The organism is Flavobacterium flabelliforme (assembly GCF_017948675.1).
Lineage (GTDB): Bacteria > Bacteroidota > Bacteroidia > Flavobacteriales > Flavobacteriaceae > Flavobacterium > Flavobacterium pygoscelis.
Genome location: NZ_JAGFBU010000005.1, coordinates 254,670 through 276,540 on the forward strand (window position 1 = coordinate 254,670; position 21,871 = coordinate 276,540).

Genomic DNA, 21,871 nt, shown 5'->3' on the forward strand with positions numbered 1-21,871 from the left:
AGATTTTAAAAATAAAGGATTATCGATTTAAATAAAGTTGACCTTGTCTAGGAGATAAGTTGCCTTTATTATAATTAATAATATAAAAATAGACTCCTGTTGGTGCATCGCCATTTATAAAACTTGAATTAGAGTTTTTTCCATCCCACGCAGGTTTACTACTATTCCCTTTGAATAGCACATTACCATATCTATTGTAAATTTCTAAAGAGAAATTAGGAAATAAATATTCGATATCTCTAATTTCAAAAGTATCATTAATACCGTCTCCGTTTGGAGAAAATCCATCAGGAATAATTAATCCATCAGGAGTTATATTACATGAGCTTAGAGAAACAGTTACTTCTAAAGGAAGTGAAACGCATTTTGTAGTATTGTTATAATCTACACCATAATAAGTTACTCCATCTAGAAGCAAATCAGTGTTGCTTAAAGCATTAACTTTATTGGAAGAATTATACCAAGTTAATGTTCCAGTGAAATTGGTATTGTCGGTCAAATTTTGAATCGTAGGTTTGTCAGCTCCACAAAACAACTGACCATCTGAATTTAAAATTGGTATAGGCACGCTATTAATTAGTACATTAATTGAGGTAGCGTTTGATTGACAACCTGTAATACCATTTAGTTCTCTTAAAAAATAAGTACCCGTTACTAAAGGAGTTGTTGGTAATAATGATTGGGTACTAGTGGCAGAATTATACCATTTATACTGTAAACCATTAGGTACCAAATTAGTAACAGTATTTAAGTTTTCCTTACAAAACGCTTGATCTAAAGCTATTGGAGTAGCAGGAATAGGCAGTACATTAAAGTTTTGACTCAAAGAAATTGTTGTTTTAGAACAATTTGTTACTCCATTTGTAATATCATTTAGAGTAAAAGTATAGGCACCCGTAGTGCTTAGTTCAGATCCTAATATAGCAAAATTAGTATTTCCTCCAACTACATTTAACGATTGCGTTTGAAAATTAGTAGATTTAGAAGGAGACAAAAGTGTATAATCAAACAAAACTTTTGTCAAAAGCCCTAATCCAGAAACTTCTACAATCATAGGTTGATTTGGACAAACATCTTTTACTACAAATCTCAGTGAAGAGATATCTGGAGTATCATTAACAGTAAAATTGGTTATTTTATTCATTAAAAGTGTACAACCACTTATGCTATTAGTGATTGCAGAAATAGTAAAATTACTTACACCAGCAGTAGTAAGATTGGTTGGTGAAATAGTAAAATTTACCTTTCCGTTTACAACATCCAAAGAAATCGTTTGAAGATTAACAGTATTTTTACCTGTAATAGTATAACTAAGATCAATTTTATTTAATGATTGCAAACCTTCTAATTCTATAGTAGCACCTTGTCCAAGACATACATCTTTAATAATTACAACCAAATTTAATGCATCTGGTAAAGGTTTTACATCAAAAAATTGACTTAATATGGCTGCAGTAAAACAGTTAGTAACAGCATTAGTAATTCTATTAATTACCAATGTTGTAGAGCCAGAATTAGGAATAATAGTAGAAGGAATTTTAAAGAAACCTACTCCATTTGTAATGCGAAGCAAATCTGAAATTCCACTAGCCGTGTTTGTACCAGTCAAACTGTAAAGAATGTTATAATCACCATCTGCTAAGTTTGAAGGACCTTCAAAGTTTACAATTACATCTGAAGAAGGACAAACAGCGTCAATTCTTAATACTGCATTGTTAATTTCTGGTGATATATAAACTTGTACGTTTGCTGGTTTTAAAACTGATTCACAACTAGTAGTTAGATTTTTTTCTTTTACAAAATAAGTTCCTGTATTTAATACGGTTGTATTAGGTAAAGGTGTAGTGCTTGTATTAGAATCAAACCACTGATATTGGTTACCTTGAGGTATTAATTGAGCAACAGTTGCATTTTCAGATTCACAAAATTTCAAATCAGTAGTTGTAGGATCTGGAAGAGCATAAACAGTAAAGTTTTTTGTTTTATTTAAACTAATCATACAACCAGTGATTGCATTAGTTACACTTAGAATAGTAAAAGTAGTATCACCTGATAAAGAAATTTTGCTTGAAGGAATTGAAAATGTACCTTTTCCTAAAGCTACAGGAAAAGTCACCAGCGTAGTTCCGGCAATATTGCTTCCAGACAAATCATAACTAACGGTAACAGAAGTTAAATTTCCTAAACCAGTTACATTTACTTCTGTTTCTTGATTTATACAAACATTTTCAACTGTAATATTTAAACTAGGTAGATCTAAACGAGGATTTATAATAAGATCACCATTAAGAGTAGCTGTGTTAATACAACCAGTAGTTGTGTTTATAATTTTAGAAATTGTAATTTTTGTTGTCCCACTTTTACCTATAAATGCAGCAGGAATAACAAAGGAAGAAATTCCTCCAACAACATCTATGGTTGCAGGTACTCCGTTTAAAATATTACTTCCACTTAGGTTATAAACAATATCATACAATCCATCAGAAAGATTTGATGTTCCAGAGAATTGAACTATAGCTTCATTATCTTGGCAAATTGGAGCAAGTGTTAATGTTGCGTTATCAATTTTTGGAATTGGAGTGATCTTAATAATTGCTGAAAAATTAGGAATAATATTGTTACAAATACCTAGAGTATTTGCACTAACAATATTAGTAACAGTTATGGTATAATCTCCAACTGATGAAAAATTATTAGGAGCAATTGGAAAAATTAAAACATTATTTACAAAATCTTGTGTCGTTGTCATTGAATTTGCTGCTCCTGATACCGTATAGGTTATTGTATAGCGACCATCTGGGATATTGACAACATCACTAATACGTGCCTGAACTAATGTTCTACCTATATCACTTTCGCAAATTGAAGAGTTGACGGTTAAAATAGCTCCCGTATAATCTAATAATCGCTCAATTGTAATATCGACATTTGAAGTTTGATTTTGACATACATTATTATCTGTGAAGGCGGTATAAGTAAATCGATAGGTTCCAGGTCCTCTAGTATTGTAAATATTTTGTACATCAATAAAAGAATCATTCGGATCAGTATTATCAATTTCATTCGTTGTATTTTCTGTCCACATTCCTCCAGCATCTTCTCCTTGTAATCTATCGTTTAAATTTAAATTAGTGTAGGCACTTAATTGATTAGAACATACCAATAAATCATTAGGAATACCAGATTGCGGAGATCTAAAAACGGTAATATATACTTTTACATCTGGTGGAGCTGGACATGAACCAATGGCACTTATAGAATAGGTATATTCGTAAGTTACTCCATCACTCAAGTTTATTGCATTCAATAAATTACCGCTCAATCCAGTATTAGTAGTATTTCCAAACCAAGTACCGCCTCTTTGAGGTTCTAAAAAATTTCCATTAAAAGCTTCAAATAAATTATAGGCAGATTTAGTTGTACAAATAGAAACGTTAGGTCCTGCTACTCCTGTATATCCACCAATTGTTACGGTTACAACAGCAGTATTATCAGCACAACCTGGTACACCACTAACTGTATAGGTGTAATTATAAATACCGCTTTTCTTTATTAGTTGTGCGTTTAAGATTCCGGTGTTCTTATCCAGACCGCCTGATTTATTAGTATCAGTCCAGATACCACCAGTAAGAGGACTACCTCCCAAACCAGCAAAAAGATTAATTGTTTTACTACTGGGATTGGCTATATCACATACATCACTTAGTACTCCATCATCACCAGCACATTGTGCACTTGTATTTATGGAAAACAGTAATAGAAACAAAAGTGTTAAAAAGCCATTAAATTTTGAAGAGAAAAGTAATTTTCGAGTCATAATTTGTTATTATTTACTCAAAAATATACTTTTTTTATTTAATTATACGTTTAATATTACTTTTATATTAATTTTTTGTTAAAATAAAAAAATTAAATAAACAAAAAAAGCCTCACATTGCTGTAAGGCTTTCTATATTCAAAAAATTTCAAGAAATTATTTTTTCTCTGATTTTTCCATTTTAGCTTTCAATGCTGCTAATACATCATTGTTATCACCTAAAGTTGCAGCTGGTGCATTTGTAGATGAAGATGCAGAAGAAGTATTTTCAGTAGCTGTTTTCACATTTTTCTCTTCTTCTTCACGGAAGATAGCAGTGTGAGAGGCAACTACTCTTTTGAATTCTTTATTGAATTCGATTACTTTGAAATCAGCTGAATCACCTTTTTTCAATTTCTTACCATCTTCTTTTTCAAGGTGACGAGTAGGAATGAAAGCAACGATATCATCTCCGAATTCTACAGTAGCTCCTTTGTCAACAATTTCAGAGATCTCTCCGTTGTGGATAGTTCCAACAGCGAATGAATCTTCATACTGATCCCAAGGATTAGCAGTAGTTTGTTTGTGACCTAAAGATAATTTACGTCCGTCAACATCTAATTCTAATACTACTACATCAAGTTTTTCACCAACATTTACAAATTCAGATGGGTGTTTGATTTTCTTAGTCCAAGATAAGTCAGAGATGTAAATTAATCCATCAATTCCTTCTTCTAATTCTACGAAAATACCAAAGTTTGTAAAGTTTCTAACGATACCTGTATGTTTAGAACCTACTGGGTATTTAGAAGTAATGTCAGTCCAAGGATCTTGAGTCAATTGTTTGATACCTAATGACATTTTACGATCATCTCTATCTAAAGTTAAGATAACAGCCTCAACAACATCACCTACTTTTACGAAATCTTGAGCAGAACGTAAATGAGTAGACCATGACATTTCAGAAACGTGAATTAAACCTTCAACACCTTCAGCAACTTCAATAAATGCACCGTAATCAGCGATTACAACTACTTTACCTTTTACTTTGTCTCCAATTGCTAATTTAGCATCAAGAGCATCCCAAGGGTGAGCGTTTAATTGTTTCAATCCTAATTGAATTCTTGTTTTCTCATCATCGAAATCAAGGATTACAACGTTTAATTTTTGATCTAATTCAAGAACTTCAGATGGGTGGTTGATTCTTGACCAAGAAAGGTCAGTAATGTGAATCAATCCATCAACTCCACCTAAGTCAATAAAGACACCATAAGAAGTAATGTTTTTAACAACACCTTCTAATACTTGACCTTTTTGTAATTGACCGATGATTTCTTTTTTCTGAATTTCGATATCCGCTTCAATAAGCGCTTTATGCGAAACAACAACGTTTTTGAATTCGTGGTTGATTTTCACAACTTTAAATTCCATCATTTTGTTTACGTAAACATCATAATCTCTAATTGGTTTAACATCAATTTGAGATCCTGGTAAAAACGCTTCAATTCCGAAAACGTCAACGATCATACCACCTTTAGTTCTGCATTTTACAAAACCATTAACGATTTCTCCTGTTTCGTTAGCCGAAATAACTCTATCCCAAGATTTGATAGTACGTGCTTTTCTATGAGATAAAACTAATTGACCAGTTTTGTCTTCACGGATGTCGATTAATACTTCAACAGTATCACCTACTTTTAATGCTGGGTTGTAACGGAATTCGTTTAATGAAATAACACCTTCCGATTTTGCGTTGATATCAACGATAACGTCTCTATCTGTAATTCTAACAACAGTTCCATCTACCACTTCTTCTTGATCAGTAGCGATAAAAGTTTTTGAAACTAGTTCTTCGAATTCTAATAAGTTTTTCTCATCAACAGCATCAATACCTTCTTCGAAATTGTGCCAGTTAAAATTTGCTAAAAACTCTTCTTGTGATTTTACTTGTTCAGACATGCTGATTAAAAATTTGTATTCTGTATTCTCTCGAGTTTCTTAAAGCGTTAGAAAACAGCAGAAGTTGTTTGTATAATTAGTTGAACCCTAAAGGAAACTCTTATTCACCAAAAGGTTTGCAAAAGTAACACTTTTATATTTATCTGCAAAATATTTAATCAATCATAATTTACAAGAAATCAAAATTTAACTCCTTGACTATCAATACTAAATATAAAAAGAATTAGAAGCGAATTATCGAGGCTTTTTCAGGTCTTAAAATTCCCGCTTTTCACTGTATCTTTTTTCTAGTTTCCAGCCCTCGAAAGGCTGTAAACAAGAAAAAAGGATGCCGTTTCAATCGGGGCTAAATCAGGTTTTATTATTCTATGTTTTGAAAAATTCCTCAATTAGATATTATAATAGAACGCTTCTAGGCTTCAAAAGGCTGGTTGGTTCTTGTAATACGCATCATAAAGACATAAAAAAACCGATAACTACTTTAAGTTATCGGTTTTTTAAATTTTTAATGTGTAAAACTTTCCAGCGCTTTTGGATCGTGTTTGTGTTTGAACAAAACGGCAAACGCAATGGCGATAATCAAAGCATAAATAGCAAAAGTCAACCATATCGTGTGCCAATCTTTCATGAAAATTTCTTTGCTTAATAGTCCATCAGTAGTAATTGCATTTCCTTGGCTTTTTATAAACTCTACCATTTTGGGATTAGTAGTTTCTGTCTGAAGAAAACTGGCTAAGTCTGTAGTATTAGTAAATGATTTTGTGAAAAATTTATCAATAGCCCATCCAGAGGTTAAACTACCAAAAATAGCTCCTACTCCATTGGTCATCATCATAAATAATCCTTGAGCCGAAGAACGGTTTTTTGCATCAGTATTACTTTCTACAAATAAAGATCCTGAGATATTAAAAAAGTCAAACGCCATTCCATAAACCACACACGACATAACGATCATCCATAAACCAGTTGTCGGGTTTCCATAAGCAAATAATCCGAAACGCAATACCCAAGCCAACATACTGATTAACATCACTTGTTTAATTCCGAATCGTCTTAAAAAGAAAGGAATTGCCAATATAAATAAGGTCTCAGAAACCTGAGATATAGACATGATAATTGTAGAATAAGTAACAACAAAGGAATCTGCATATTTAGGAAAATGCTTAAATTCATCCAAGAAAACATCACCATAAGCATTCGTCAACTGCAAGGCTCCTCCTAAAAACATAGAGAAAACAAAAAACAACGCCATTTTATAATCGGCAAAAAACTTAAATGATTCCAACCCTAATGTTTCCATTAGCGAAGCATTTTCTTTAGATAATTTTTGTGGTTTACATTTTGGTAATGTAAAGGAATAAATACCTAAAATAAATGCGGCTAAACCAGCAATATAAAACTGGTACTCAGTAGCTTTATTACCACTTAAATTGGTTATCCACATCGCAGCTATAAATCCTATTGTTCCCCACACTCTTATAGGAGGAAAATTACTGACAATATCTTTATTATTGAGCTTGAGTGCAGTATAAGAAATAGAATTACTTAAAGCAATCGTTGGCATATAAAAACACATAGCCAAAAGCATAATGTAAATAAAAGTCTCCGGAGTTGAAACTTGCGGTATGTAAAATAGAACTACCCCATATAAAACATGAAGAATACCGTATAATTTCTCGGCATTGATCCATCTATCAGCCATTATTCCTGTTAAGGTTGGCATGAATAAAGAAGCAATTCCCATTGTTCCAAACACAAGGCCAAATTGTGTTCCGTCCCAATTCTTAGTACCAAACCAATAATTTGCAATTGTAATCAACCAAGCTCCCCAAACAAAAAACTGAAGAAAACTCATTATTATCAATCTATTTTTAATTCCCATGTGATGAATTGTTTTTTATTTTAAAAAAATAACAGGGCGTAAATCTACTATTTAAAATGAAATCTACAACTATTTATATCGATTTAGTGGTATCATTTACCAATTCTAAAACAACATCAAATTGCTCTTTACGATTCAGATAGGAATTATCAATCTCTACAGCATCATTAGCCATAACCAAAGGAGAATCTTCACGATTGGTATCGATATAATCACGCTCTTCTACATTTTTTAGCACTTCTTCAAATGTCACATCATCTCCTTTTGCAACAAGTTCATCGTAACGTCTTTTTGCTCTGGTTGTTGCGCTCGATGTCATGAATATTTTAAGCTCTGCCTCAGGAAAAACTACCGTACCAATATCTCTTCCATCCATAACAATTGCTTTGTCTTTTCCCATTTCTTTTTGCTGTTCGACTAGTTTAGCACGAACCTCAGAAACTTCGGCTACTTTACTCACAAAACGAGAAACTTCTATCGTTCTGATTTCAGTTTCAACATTTACGTCATTCAAATACATTTCGGCAAAACCTAAATCAGCGTTAAATTTGAATTGTAATTTAATAGATGGTAAGCTTTTTATCAAGGATTCTTTATCGAAAAATTCAGTACTGATTAATTCATTTTGCATAGCAAAAAAAGCTACGGCACGATACATCGCTCCTGTATCTACATAAACATATCCTAAGTAATTAGCCAGTTGCTTTGCTAAAGTACTTTTTCCAGTTGATGAAAATCCATCAATAGCGATAGTGATTTTTTTATCCAAAATTTAAATTTTAAAGTTTATGTTATAAGAGAATATTTATTGAAAATTAATGGTCAATCCAAAAAGACTTGTATTTCCAGCTAATGTATACTTAGAATAGGAATAATTAAATTTAAGCTTATTCAATTTAAGTCCAAATCCCAATGATACTCCAGAAAAGTTACGTTGCTCTAAAATACGCAATTCTTCGGCTCTTCTAAAATTATATCCAAGACGCAAATTAAATGTTTTTTTAGGAAAAAGTTCAATCCCCATAATTACATGACGTAATGCGTTATTAAAAAAAGACACTTTTTCTGCTGTAACTTTTCCGTCAATTGCGGTTTCTGCTCTTTCTGGATTTGCAAAAGCAATTTTCCATTGTTGCAAATTTTCCAATGTGAGATGCCATCGAATAGGCACATTTTCTAATTCCTGAGATACACCTGCAATAATTTCCAGTGGTAGTTTTTCATTGACATCATTATAAGTAGAAAATTGTGTTCCAATATTTCGGATAGCTAAAGCCCAATTTATGTCATTTGCTTCATCAACATACAAAGCGCCAATATCTAGTGCTCCACCAAAAGAGTGATAGGTTTCTAAATTAGAGGAAATCAATTTAGCACTCGCTCCAAGATGAATAGCTGTAAAAGGAATATTATAAGCATAACCAAAAGAAACTGCTATTTCACTTCCTGTAAATGTATTTGTAGACAGCCCATTTTCATCATACCCATCAAAACTACCATAATTTACATAATTTATACCTGCCTGAAAAGTTTGTAAATGCTGATCGTAAGTATAGGCATAAGACGCTGTACCATAAGTAACTTCCTTAAAATAGCTTCCGTAATTTAAGGCCAAATGATTATGCATTTCTGTATTTATAGTTGCCGGATTAAACTGTGCTTGATTTACATCTTCATCATAGATGGTAATTACTTTACCGCCCAATGAAGCTTGTCTTGGCGAGGTAATCAAATTCAAAAACTGATAAGTATACTTACCTCCTATTTGACTGTAAGAAACAGTGCAAATAAAAAGTAAAACGTATAATAAAGTTTTTTTTAGCATGCTTTAAAAGGAGCATTTTAGGATAGGAAAACGCATTTGCGAAGATAAAATTATAAATCTAAACTAAATCAAAAAAAAACTCTAAATTCCAATCCTTAAAATTAAGTTTGGAATTTAGAGTTTGTTAATTAAGATTACTTTAGCTATAAATCTTTAGCATTTTTTACATTCTGATCGGTTAGCGCAAACTGTAATACTTCGCTCATTTCCTTTACATAATGAAAAGTTAATCCTTCAAGATATTCTGCTTTTATTTCATCAATATCACTTTTATTTTCATGACACAAAATAATTTCTTTAATATTTGCTCTCTTAGCAGCTAAGATTTTTTCTTTAATACCACCAACAGGTAAAACCTTTCCACGTAAAGTAATTTCGCCCGTCATAGCTAAGTTTTTCTTTACTCTTTTTTGAGTAAAAAGAGAAACAAGAGATGTTAACATCGCAATTCCGGCGCTTGGTCCATCTTTTGGAGTGGCTCCCTCTGGAACATGGAGGTGAATGTTATACTTAGCAATTTTTTCTGAATCTAGTCCTAAAAGTTTCGTATTTGCTTTGATATATTCTAGAGCAATAGTGGCCGATTCTTTCATTACATTTCCTAAATTCCCTGTAATTGTCATCGTACCTTTTCCTGGCGAAAGTAGTGATTCTATAAAAAGTATATCCCCACCAACTGAAGTCCATGCCAATCCAGTTACAACACCAGCAACATCATTACTTTCGTATTTATCCCTTCCTAATCTTGGAACTCCTAATACTTTTAAGATATCTTCATCAGTAACTTTTTTATTATACTCTTCTTCCATTGCAAGAGATTTGGCAGCATTTCGGATCACTTGTGCAATTTTAGCTTCAAGACCACGAACACCCGATTCCCGAGTATAACCTTCAACGATTTTTTCTAATTGTTTTTTTCCAATAGTTAAATCTTTTAAAGTCATTCCGTGCTCTTTCAGTTGTCTTGGAAACAAATGCTGACGCGCAATTTCTACTTTTTCTTCAATGGTATAACCAGACATTCTAATGATTTCCATTCTGTCTTGCAAAGCAGGCTGAATGGCTGCCATATTATTAGAAGTGGCAATAAACATTACTTTAGATAAATCATAACCCATTTCTAGGAAATTGTCATAAAAAGAATTGTTTTGCTCGGGGTCTAAAACTTCAAGTAATGCCGATGATGGATCACCACTGTGACTATTTGATAATTTATCGATTTCATCTAAAACAAAAACCGGATTTGATGTTCCCGCTTTTTTCAAACTTTGTATTATTCTTCCAGGCATTGCCCCAATATAAGTCTTTCTATGACCTCTAATCTCTGACTCATCCCGCAAACCACCTAGAGAAATACGAACATATTCTCTTCCTAAGGCTTCAGCAATAGAACGACCAATTGAAGTTTTACCAACACCTGGAGGTCCTGTCAAGCAAATAATTGGTGATTTCATATCATTTCGCAGTTTTAAAACGGCCAAATGTTCAATCATTCTTTTCTTCACATCTTCTAGACCAAAATGATCTTTGTCTAGAATTTTTTGAGCTCTTTTTAAATCAAAATTATCTTTAGAAAATTCATTCCATGGCAACTCTAAAAATAATTCTAAATAATTTCTTTGAATCCCAAAATCTGGTGCCTGCGGATTCATACGACGCATTTTTGACAATTCCTTTTCAAAATGCTTTTTCGTTTTCTCATCCCATTTCTTAGACAATGACTTCTGCAACATTTCGTCCATTTCCTCATCCTGAGATACACCACCTAATTCCTCTTGGATGGTTTTCATTTGTTGGTGAAGAAAATATTCGCGTTGTTGTTGGTCTAAATCAAAACGCACTTTAGATTGAATATCGTTTTTAAGTTCCAATTTTTGCAACTCAATATTCATATGTCTTAAAGTTTCTAGCGCCCTATCCTTAAGATGGTTTATTGCTAATAACTCTTGTTTTTCTTTAACAGACAAATTCATGTTTGAAGTAACAAAATTGATCAAAAAAGATTGACTCTCAATATTCTTGATTGCAAAAGTTGCTTCGCTAGGAATGTTAGGACTTTCTTTAATAATCTGAATTGCTAATTCTTTGACGGAGTCGAGTATTGCTATAAATTCAGTATCATTTTTCTTAGGTCTTTTTTCTGGAACTTCCTTAATTTTGGCAGTGAGATAGGGTAATTCTTCAACAACAGATTCGATTTCAAATCGTTTTTTCCCTTGAAGTATCACCGTAACATTTCCGTCAGGCATTTTTAGAACTCTCAAAATACGAGCAACTGTTCCTATTCTATGAATATCATTTTTTGTTGGGTCTTCGTCTTCCTCATTAATTTGAGCAACAACACCAATCGTTTTACCTGCTGCATTTGCATCGTTTATCAATTTAATTGATTTATCTCGTCCTGCTGTAATTGGAATAACTACTCCAGGAAATAAAACCATATTACGCAGTGGTAAAATAGCCAACAATTCAGGTAAAGCTTCGTTATTCATTTCCTCCTCGTCTTCTGGAGTTAATAGTGGAATTAAATCTGCTTCCGAATCAAATTCTTGAAGTGACAGATTGTCAATAGTAAGTATTTTATGATTTGACATATATTGTTTTAAGTCTTTTTGTCATTAAAAAAAATCAATCTTTAAGCAAATATAAGATTTCAAAGTAGTCTAATATAATAAAATCTTAGTTTAACACTCATTATTTGCTAATGGCTAAAAGAGACAATCTCTATGCCAAAATATTATCCTTATCAACTATTTAAAATAGTACAAACAATTATTAATGTTAGCATCAAATAAATATATTAATCCCTTGAAAATCTGATAAAAGAAAATTAAAAGTTTAATTTTATAAACTGTAACAAACAATAAAAAAGTGCGTCTTTATAATAAATTACAACTAACTGTTTGAGTTTAGAACAAGAGAATATCGAAAAACTGATTTTGCTTTGTAAGCAAAAAAACCAAAAAGCACAATGCGAAGTTTATAATCGCTATGCTAAGGCTATGTACAATGTTTCCTATAGAATTGTAAAAGATGCCCATTTTGCTGAAGATGTAATGCAAGAAGGTTTTTTGAAAGCTTTTAATAAAATAAGCGATTTTAAACAAGAGGTTAGTTTTGGCGCTTGGCTTAAAAGAATTATTGTTAACTCGAGTATTGATTTTTATAAAAAAAATAATCAATTTAAAACGGAAGATTTTGATATTGCCCTTTATAAAAAAGAAGAAAATGAAATTGATATTTCAGATGTTGATTCATTCAATAATTTAAAAGTACAACAGATTTTAGAAACTATTAATTCATTAAAATACAGTTACAGAATGATTTTGACACTGTTTTACATAGAAGGATATGATTCTGAAGAAATTAGTGAAATATTAAATATTAGCTATGCCAATTGCCGAACTACATTAAGTAGAGCAAAAGATTGTTTAAGAAAAAAATTAGGTGAGATATGAAAAAGGAAAATAAAAAAATAGACAACTTATTTCAAAAACTGGAGCATCAATGGGATATCGCAGAACTAGAGAAAGATCATAACGAGAGATTTTTAAATAAATTAAACACTAAAAAACAATCAAAAAAATATTTTTTTCCACTTGCAATTGCTGCTTCAATAGCCGTTTTATTAGGAATATTTGTTTTCTACACAAGCGAAGTAAAATCTAAAGAGTTTCAATTTGCATCAAAAGAAACAAGACAGACCGATTCTATTTTTAGTGTAATCATACAAAAAGAATTAGATAAAATAAAAGAAAAAAAATCTCCCGAAAATAAAAAAATAATTACTGATGCATTAAAACAAATGAAGGTTTTAGATCAGGATTATGATAAAATACTTCAAGAATTAAAAACCAATGGAGAAAGTAAGCAAATTATTTATGCCATGATTAGCAATCTTCAAACAAGAATTTCCTTTTTGCAAACAGTTTTACAACATATTGAAGAAAATGAACAATCTAAACAAATTCATGATGAAAAAACAATATAAAATACTGCTCTTGTTTATCATGTTTCCTTTTATTGCATTTTCTACAGAAAATGATTTTAACTATTCAAAACAAAAAAATATTAACAAAGCTTATTATGTAAACTCAGATGCCACTCTTTATGTGGATAATTCCTATGGTAATATTTCTGTTACAACTTGGAACGAAAATATAATAGAACTTGACATTAGTATTAAAGTAAGCGGTGATAATGAAAATTGGGTAAACCAGCGCATAAATGATATAAATATTGATATAAATGCATTAAAAGGTATGATTTCGGCCAAAACTATATTAGGAAATTCTAGTTCTAAAAATAAAGGTAGAAATAATAGTTTTGAAATTAACTACACTTTGAAAATCCCTAAAAACGCAAGCGTAAAGCTCAATAATAAGTACGGAAATATAAGTACTACTGATCTATACTCCTTAGCAGAAATTAATTGTAAATATGGCAAAATAAATTTAGGAAAATTATTCAGTACTAGTGCAATACAAATTGATTATTGTTCTAATTCTAGTATTGATTTTTTTAAATATGGTACGATAAATGCAAAATATTCCAATTTAAAAATTAATCAAGTTGGAAAAATAGATTTGATTTCAGACTATACCGATGTTGAAATAATTGAAAGTGATGTTGTAAAATACAACAGTAAATATGGTAAAATTAAAATTAAAAATGTGCAATCATTAGATGCCTCCGGAAATTATTTGACAATTAGAATAGGAGAAGTATTTAATCAATTGAAATTAAACACAAAATACAGCTCTTTAAAAATTGAAACTATAAATGATAAAGCAAATAGCATAAATATTATTTCTGGATATACAGGAATAGATATAGGATATGATAGCAATTTTGCTTTTGATTTTACTATCGATTTAAAATATGCAAATTTTAATCATAGTAATGAACTAGAAATTAATTCAAAAGAAGAAGTTTCTAATTCAAAAAAATATATGGGATTTTACAAGAAAAAAGGAATCAATAATATTACTATAATCTCCGATTATGGGAACGTATCATTAACAAATAATCATTAATCAATAATCACAAAATCATGAAAAAATCAATTTATTTACTAGTTGCATGTACACTTTTAGCAACAACAATGGTTCAAGCTCAATGGAAGTCAAATCAAGGAATTAAAGGAAATGGAAATGTTATTTCTGAAAAGAGAACCACTTCCTCTTACGATAAAATTTCTGTAATAGGTTTTTTTGATGTCGAACTAGTTTCTGGAAAAGAAGGAGACATTACAATAAAAGGAGAAGAAAATTTGCTAACGCACGTTATAATTGAAGTAGTAAATCAAGAGTTAAAAATTACCACAGAGAAAAACAAGAACATCAATACAAGTAAAGGAAAAAAAATTGAGATAAAAGTTCCTATAGAAACTATGAATCAAGTTTCATTGACTGGCTCTGGTGATATTACATCAAAAAAACTTATAAAATCAGACTCGTTTGTTATTATATTAACCGGCTCAGGTGATATAAAATTAAGCGTTGAATCACAAAACGTCGACGTAAATCTTACTGGTTCAGGCGACATTGTACTCAATGGTAAGACAGAAAATATAATTAGCAACTTAAACGGATCTGGAGATATCAAAGCAAGTAGTCTATCAGCAAAGAATGCTAAAGTTACAGTTTCTGGTTCAGGTGATTGTTCAGTTTCTTGTTCAGAAAGTATTCATGCTAGAGTAAATGGATCAGGTGATATTAAATATATGGGAGATCCACAAAACAAGGACACTAAAGTAAGTGGTTCTGGAAGCATAAAAAAAGTATAAATTAGAATGGAGATTTAAAAAAAGGTGTTTTATTAATTTAAAACACCTTTTTTTGGTACTCTATTTAGTAAAACTACAGCAATTACAAAAAACACAGCTAAAGACGCTATTCCAAATCTTGGACTTCCTGTTGTTTGATCAATTATACCATAAACCAACATTCCTATTACAATTCCAATCTTTTCAGCTACATCATAAAAACTAAAAAAGGAAGCGGTATCTTCTGTCTCAGGTAACAATTTCGAATAGGTAGAACGAGATAGCGATTGTATTCCTCCCATAACAAAACCAACAATTGTTGCCATAACATAAAATTCTAGCGGTTGGCTTATAAAGAATGCTCCCACACAAATTAATACCCAAAATCCATTTATAAATATCAAAGTAGGTATGTTTCCAAATTTTTCTGAAGCTTTTGAAGTAACCAAAGCTCCAATAATAGCTACTAATTGAATTAATAAAATACATATTATTAGTCCTATGGTACTTTCTTCTTTAGAGGACCAAGCAATTTCTTGAGCTCCAAAATAAGTAGCCACTAACATAGCCGTTTGTACAGCCATACTCGACACAAAAAAGCTTCCTAAATAACGCTTTAAAACAAGATTAGCTTTCAAAATAGACCATACTTTTTTTAATTCTTTAAATCCATTAAAGATAACATGATGAGTCACTTTTTGATTCTTATTTTTATTTCCTTTAGGCAAAAAATAGTAAGAATATTGGCTAAAAAGAATCCACCAGACTCCCACCATTACAAACGAATAGCGCATCGCCTTCATAGCAGCTTCACCATCAGTACCTGTTATATTAAAAAGTTTTGGTTTCATTATCATTGCTAAATTAATAACTAATAAAATGACACTTCCAATATATCCCATAGAATAACCTTTGGCGCTAATTTTATCCTGCTGTTCAACAAAAGCAATATCTGGCAAATAAGAATTATAAAAAACTAAACTTCCCCAATAGCCTATTAAACCAAAAAAATAAAATACTAGTCCAACGTATATATTATCTAAATCAAACCAATATAATCCCATACAGGATAAAGCTCCTAAATAACAGAAGAATTTCATGAAAGCTTTTTTATTACCCACATAATCTGCAATACCAGATAATAGTGGAGATAGAAAAGCTACTAGCAAAAATGCAACGGCAGTAACAAAGCTAATTAAAGCAGAATTCTTTAAACTAAAACCAAATACAGTGATATAATGACTTCTATCAGAAAAAAGAGCTTCATAAAAAATAGGAAAAACTGCTGACACAATTGTTAGTGTATAAACTGAATTTGCCCAATCGTAAAAAGCCCAAGCATTTAATAATTTCTTATTCCCTTTTGGTAAATCTGCCATATCATTATTTTTTTTGCGAATTTATCCAATATTATTTAAAAAACTAATTTTTAAGTATTAACAAATTCTTTCTAATTATTATTTACTTTAAATAAAAAAAGGCTACTCTCATTTGAGAATAGCCTTTTAAAATTTTTATACAGAATATTATTTTATAATTCCAACCTTAGCCGCAGTTGCTTTTGCTTCTGGAATTAATGCTTGTAAGTTTGCAATTCTGGTCGCATCTGATGGGTGAGTACTCATAAATTCTGGTGGAGCTTGACCTGAAGACTGTGCTGCCATTCTAGACCAAAAAGTAATTGATTCCTCTGGGTTGTATCCTGCAATAGCCATTAAAGTTAAACCTATTTTGTCTGCTTCTGTTTCATGATTTCTACTAAAGGGTAACATCACTCCAACTTGAGAACCAATACCATAAGCTTGACTCCAAATTTGTTGTGTTTGTTGACTTTTTCCAGAAGTTGCAACTGAAACTCCAGCTCCAACAATTTCTTGTAATTGTGAAGCACTCATACGTTGTGCTCCGTGGTTTGCCAATGCGTGAGAAACCTCATGTCCCATTACAGTTGCTAAACCAGCATCATTCTTAGTCACAGGCAAAATCCCTGAATACACCACAATTTTTCCTCCTGGCATACACCAAGCATTTACTTCCTTACTATCAATTAATTTATATTCCCAACGATAGTCTTTTAAATATTCACCTTGACCTAAATATTTCAAATATTTTTCAGCTGCTGCTTTAATTTTCATTCCAACAACTTCAACTTTTTTAGCGTCAGCAGTACCACTAATAACTTTATTTTCTTTCAAAAAAGTTCCATATTGTTGAAAAGCAGACGGAAACAGCTCACTATTGGAAACTAAATTTAAAACTTTTTTACCTGTAATAGGGTTAGTTGCGCAAGAATACACCAAGACTAGCATCAGTATCCCTAAAAATATATTTTTTTTCATAATCTAATTTTTATTATTAAAGCAAATATACAAGTATTATAAATTTAATTATTTACATAATTAAAAAATAAATTTTCAAAATTATAGTTATTTTAAGAGTGAAAGAGAACATTATAAAGTACTTTAATAGAGTTAATAAAAACAATCTAGATAAAAATATTTTTACTAATCATATAGTTAAAACCACTATTTATTTTGAGTAAAATTAATAATAAATAAAATTCTAAAGTAAGAATCTAAGTAACTTATAACTGTTAAATTGCAAATTCAATTAAGAATATTATCTGTACTTTAAAATATAATTTCGGATAAAAACTCAAAATATATTTTGTAAATAATCCTTTAGATTAAATTTTATTTTTCTGGTAAAATGTTAAGAATGATTAGAAAAACTGATAAAAACAGTACTTTTATATTTTTTAAGAATTATAAAAATATAAAATCGCATAAATAAATCTTATGACAAAGAAATCTTCCGTTCATACTCAAGCTTTAAAAATTCCTAAAATAATTTTAGTAACCAGTAAAATAATCGCTTCTATATCACCCAAACTAATTACACTATTTGCAGCAAGACTCTTTACTTCTCCTATAAAACATAAAGTGCCAAAGAGAGAATTAGAAATGGAGCTTAAAAGTCATCAAAAAACAATTTTAATACCATCAATTAATAAAGAAGTTGTTTTGTATCAATATGGAGAAAGTCAAAAAAAAGTTTTATTAGTACATGGATGGTCAGGCCGTGGTACTCAATTATTTAAAATTGCTGATGAACTGCAAAAAGTTGGTTATTCTACTGTTAGTTTTGATGCTCCAGCACATGGAAAATCTCCTGGGAAAATGACCATAATGACTGATTTTATAGAAACAATTTTAGAAATCGATAATCAATTAGGCCCTTTTGAAGCCGCAATTGGTCACTCTTTAGGAGGAATGTCAGTACTTAACGCCATAAAAAAAGGATTGAAAGTAAATCATGCAGTTGTAATTGGTAGTGGAGATATTGTAGAAGATATAATGGATGATTTCGTGGCTAAATTAGAGTTAAATCCGAAAATAAGTAAATTGATACAATTGCATTTTGAAAATAAATATGGCATTGAAATGAATAGTTATTCGGCATATTTAGCTGCTGCTAAAACTGACATTCCAGTTTTAGTAATACATGATCAAAATGACCCTGAAGTACCAGTAAAAGCTGGAATTCATATTCATAAAAATTTAAAAAATGGAGAATTAATGCTTACAGAAGGATTAGGTCACAGAAAAATTCTTGGAAATGCAGCTGTAATTGAAAAAACAATTCAGTTTATTAATTCATGAAGATTATAATTAAAAAACTTTAACGCAAAAAGATGAAATATCAAATTGAAAAATCAGAAGAAGAATGGAAATCAGAACTTGGAGAAGAACGCTATAGAATTCTTCGTAAAAAAGGAACTGAATATCCACATACAGGAAAATATAATTTAAACTTTGAAAAAGGCACTTACTGCTGTGGAGCATGTGGAGAACCTTTATTTGAAAGTAATACTAAGTTTGATGCGCATTGTGGATGGCCTTCATTTGACGAATCAATTCCTGAAAAAGTAGAATACATTTCTGATGTAACTCATGGCATGAAACGCACCGAAATACTATGTGCAAATTGCGGAAGCCATTTAGGTCATGTTTTTGATGATGGACCTACAAAAACCGGTCAACGTTATTGTGTTAACTCTCTATCTGTTGATTTTAAAGAGGAATAATCGTGGATTTATTTGGAAATTCAAATGATTGGGATAAAAAACTTTATCCAATTCTAAAAAAATATAAAGGCAAAAAGCATCCATTAGAGTATCAAAATTTATATCAGTTAGTGGTGATGGTAGTGTTATCTGCTCAAGATTCTGATGCAAATATAAACACCATCGCTCCTCCATTATTTAAAGTTTACCCTAATATGGAAAGTTTAGCTATTTCCAATGTAGAAGCGATAATTCCGTATATATCGAAAGTTAAAAATTTTGGAAATAAAGCGCGTTGGTTAATAGAAATTTCAAAAATAATTAAGAAAGACAGCAATATTCCTCTAACAATGGATGGTTTGATCGCGCTAAAAGGGATTGGAAGAAAATCAGCCAATGTCATTATGAGAGAAGCAAAAATGCCAGCAGTAGGTGTCATAGCTGATTTACACGTAATACGTGTTGCACCCAGAATTGGATTAATAACAGAAACCAAAGATGGCATTAAAGCTGAGAAACAATTAATGCAAGTGCTTCCACAAGAAATTTGGGGCAAAATTGGGATGGCTATTTCTTTCCTCGGAAGAGAAATTTGTAGACCAATACCCAAATGTATAGAATGCCCAATTAAGGAAATTTGTCTTTATTATTCAAAAATTATAAAGTAACAAATAGGCCTAAGCTTAAATTCTAAAATAAATCCTCTTATATAAAAGAAGATTTAAATTCTGGTTTTACTCTTTTTTTAGAAGCTTGTTCATAAGCGTAACCAATTGCTATTAATGTATTTTCAGTATAGGGTGTTCCAAAAAAAGAGAGACCTACTGGTAAATTATAAACAGTACCGCAAGGAACGGTAATATGAGGAAAACCACTAATTGCAGCTGGTGTAGTTAATGAATACTCTCCCCAGCGATCTCCGTAAATAGTATCTATGCTACAAGTTGGCCCCATGGTTATACCACAAATAGCATCTAATTTTTTCTCTCTAAAAATAGCATTTAAAATATTTTTACTAGTAAAATGACTTTTTTCTAAAGCTTCTAAATATTTTTTATCATCCAAATCAGTTTTCGCATTTGAACTTTCTAATAATTCTTGTTTAAAATATGGCATTGCTTTATCTTCATTATCATTATTAAACTTAATGACATCATTCAAATTTTTTACTTTTGAATTTGCAGAAGCTAAATAACCATTTAATCCCTCCTTAAATTCAAATTGTAAAACCTCAAATTCAGAATTACTTAAAGAATTAATTTCATCTAAATAATTAATTTCAATTATTAAAGCACCTTGTTTTTTTAAAAGTTCTAAAGTCTCTTCAAAAAGAGCGTTAACATATTTGTTAGTTCCTTGTTTTTTTTTCTCTACCCCAATTCTCTTTCCATTTAAAGCATTTATATCTAAAAATTTAGTATAATCGGTAAAACTTTTCCCTCTGCTTTCTTCGGTAACTGTATCATTTGAATCTATAGCTGCTAATACTCCTAATAAAATGGCGGCATCATGAACCGTTCTAGCCATAGGACCTGCCGTATCTTGTGTTTTTGAAATAGGTATTATTCCCGTTCTACTCACTAAACCAACAGTTGGTTTAATACCTACAACACCGTTTACAGAAGCAGGACAAACTATAGAGCCGTCTGTTTCAGTTCCTACTGAAACTACACACAAATTTGCAGACACAGCTGCTCCTGAACCTGCACTTGAACCACAAGGATTATGATCTAAAAAATATGGGTTTTTAGTTTGACCACCTCTACTACTCCACCCTGAACAAGACTTGGTGGAACGAAAATTAGCCCATTCACTTAAGTTAGTTTTTCCCAGTATTATAGCTCCAGCTTCTCGCAACTTAGTAACAATAAAAGCATCTTTTGAAGCAATATTTCCTACTAAAGCTAATGATCCCGCTGTAGTTTGCATTTTATCAGCTGTATCGATATTATCTTTTATTAAAACTGGAATACCGTGTAAAGGACCTCTTTTTTTATTAGATTTCAATTCTGAATCCATAGTTTTTGCAATGGATATTGCATCAGGATTCAATTCAATTACAGAATTTAATTTGGCTCCTTTATTGTCAATACCTTCAATACGTTGCAAATACAACTTAACTAATTGTTCAGAACTATATGTACCAGAACTCAACTTTTCTGTTAAACTACTTATTGTTTCTTCATCTAACTCAAAAGGTTCGTATGAATGAAATATATTATCCGTGTTATTATCTCTATCTTTATTTTCACATCCAGAAATTAAAAATGTAGATAAACCAGCTGATGCTAAAGTAGCGGTAGTTAAAAAAGCTCTTCTTTTCATAAATAAAATATAGACTATATTAATAATTTAAACAATTAATCAAATCTAGTTTATATTTAGTAATTTTTAAAATTTATAATTAAAAAATCACTTTAATTAGTTAGTTTATTTATTAATAAGTAAATTTTAATAATAATTAAAACATTCTATAATACTTTTAATTACAAATAAAATAGAAGATTAAAATGGGGATTTGATATAAAACAAAAAACCCTTCATCGATAGATGAAGGGTTTTTAAAGAAAGGCGAC

Annotated in this window: 16 protein-coding genes; 7 read left to right on the top strand and 9 right to left on the bottom strand. The window is 30.8% G+C overall.

Going from position 1 to position 21,871, the window contains the following annotated elements:
- Positions 1-19: 19 nt before the first annotated feature.
- The 6 genes from J3S90_RS13280 to lon all read right to left on the bottom strand — a co-directional run bounded on the left by J3S90_RS13280 (position 20) and on the right by lon (position 12,056).
- On the bottom strand, positions 20-3,817 hold the full coding sequence (locus J3S90_RS13280) for a gliding motility-associated C-terminal domain-containing protein (protein ID WP_210646602.1): 3,798 nt from the start codon (positions 3,815-3,817) through the stop codon (positions 20-22).
- A 156-nt stretch (positions 3,818-3,973) separates the two neighbouring features.
- Positions 3,974-5,755 (bottom strand): 30S ribosomal protein S1, encoded by a 1,782-nt coding sequence (gene rpsA / locus J3S90_RS13285; RefSeq protein ID WP_188051060.1) that lies wholly within the window; start codon positions 5,753-5,755, stop codon positions 3,974-3,976.
- 505 nt (positions 5,756-6,260) lie between these two features.
- Positions 6,261-7,637, bottom strand: coding sequence for a nucleoside permease (locus J3S90_RS13290; RefSeq protein WP_188051061.1), 1,377 nt, complete (start codon positions 7,635-7,637; stop codon positions 6,261-6,263).
- A 73-nt stretch (positions 7,638-7,710) separates the two neighbouring features.
- Positions 7,711-8,406, bottom strand: a complete 696-nt coding sequence (cmk, locus tag J3S90_RS13295; RefSeq protein ID WP_188051062.1) for a (d)CMP kinase — start codon at positions 8,404-8,406, stop codon at positions 7,711-7,713.
- A gap of 36 nt (positions 8,407-8,442) precedes the next feature.
- Positions 8,443-9,462 carry a type IX secretion system protein PorQ gene (gene porQ / locus J3S90_RS13300; protein WP_210646603.1) on the bottom strand — a complete coding sequence of 340 codons (1,020 nt, stop codon included), beginning with the start codon at positions 9,460-9,462 and terminating at the stop codon, positions 8,443-8,445.
- A 143-nt stretch (positions 9,463-9,605) separates the two neighbouring features.
- The gene (gene lon / locus J3S90_RS13305; protein ID WP_210646604.1) at positions 9,606-12,056 is read right to left on the bottom strand and encodes an endopeptidase La; all 2,451 of its coding nucleotides are present in this window, start codon (positions 12,054-12,056) and stop codon (positions 9,606-9,608) included.
- A gap of 309 nt (positions 12,057-12,365) precedes the next feature.
- Between lon and J3S90_RS13310 the strand changes: the two genes are divergently transcribed.
- From J3S90_RS13310 to J3S90_RS13325, 4 genes are read left to right on the top strand one after another with little or no spacing between them, the layout of a single operon-like run.
- Complete coding sequence (locus J3S90_RS13310; protein ID WP_210646605.1) at positions 12,366-12,920, top strand: RNA polymerase sigma factor; 555 nt, start codon at positions 12,366-12,368, stop codon at positions 12,918-12,920.
- Complete coding sequence (locus J3S90_RS13315; protein ID WP_210646606.1) at positions 12,917-13,453, top strand: anti-sigma factor; 537 nt, start codon at positions 12,917-12,919, stop codon at positions 13,451-13,453. Before J3S90_RS13310 ends, J3S90_RS13315 begins: the two co-directional genes overlap by 4 nt.
- A complete protein-coding gene (locus tag J3S90_RS13320; protein WP_236023958.1) occupies positions 13,413-14,498 on the top strand; it encodes a hypothetical protein in 1,086 nt (361 codons plus the stop codon). The genes J3S90_RS13315 and J3S90_RS13320 overlap by 41 nt, the downstream gene beginning before the upstream one ends.
- 17 nt (positions 14,499-14,515) lie before the next feature.
- Positions 14,516-15,250: a head GIN domain-containing protein gene (locus tag J3S90_RS13325; protein ID WP_210646607.1), complete on the top strand. Its 735-nt coding sequence runs from the start codon at positions 14,516-14,518 to the stop codon at positions 15,248-15,250.
- 32 nt (positions 15,251-15,282) lie between these two features.
- Here J3S90_RS13325 and J3S90_RS13330 read toward each other — a convergent pair whose 3' ends face one another.
- Both J3S90_RS13330 and J3S90_RS13335 read right to left on the bottom strand, forming a co-directional pair.
- Positions 15,283-16,608: an MFS transporter gene (locus J3S90_RS13330; RefSeq protein ID WP_210646608.1), complete on the bottom strand. Its 1,326-nt coding sequence runs from the start codon at positions 16,606-16,608 to the stop codon at positions 15,283-15,285.
- A gap of 147 nt (positions 16,609-16,755) precedes the next feature.
- A complete protein-coding gene (locus J3S90_RS13335) occupies positions 16,756-17,568 on the bottom strand; it encodes a M48 family metallopeptidase (protein ID WP_188051070.1) in 813 nt (270 codons plus the stop codon).
- A gap of 459 nt (positions 17,569-18,027) precedes the next feature.
- Between J3S90_RS13335 and J3S90_RS13340 the strand changes: the two genes are divergently transcribed.
- Genes J3S90_RS13340 through J3S90_RS13350 form a run of 3 tightly spaced genes read left to right on the top strand, consistent with a single transcriptional unit; the run spans position 18,028 to position 19,963 of the window.
- On the top strand, positions 18,028-18,891 hold the full coding sequence (locus J3S90_RS13340) for an alpha/beta hydrolase (protein WP_210646609.1): 864 nt from the start codon (positions 18,028-18,030) through the stop codon (positions 18,889-18,891).
- A gap of 32 nt (positions 18,892-18,923) precedes the next feature.
- The gene (gene msrB / locus J3S90_RS13345) at positions 18,924-19,316 is read left to right on the top strand and encodes a peptide-methionine (R)-S-oxide reductase MsrB (RefSeq protein ID WP_210646610.1); all 393 of its coding nucleotides are present in this window, start codon (positions 18,924-18,926) and stop codon (positions 19,314-19,316) included.
- A gap of 2 nt (positions 19,317-19,318) precedes the next feature.
- A complete protein-coding gene (locus tag J3S90_RS13350; RefSeq protein ID WP_188051073.1) occupies positions 19,319-19,963 on the top strand; it encodes an endonuclease III domain-containing protein in 645 nt (214 codons plus the stop codon).
- A gap of 37 nt (positions 19,964-20,000) precedes the next feature.
- Here the strand turns inward: J3S90_RS13350 and J3S90_RS13355 are convergent, their stop codons facing one another.
- Positions 20,001-21,620: an amidase gene (locus J3S90_RS13355; RefSeq protein ID WP_210646611.1), complete on the bottom strand. Its 1,620-nt coding sequence runs from the start codon at positions 21,618-21,620 to the stop codon at positions 20,001-20,003.
- Positions 21,621-21,871 lie beyond the last annotated feature (251 nt).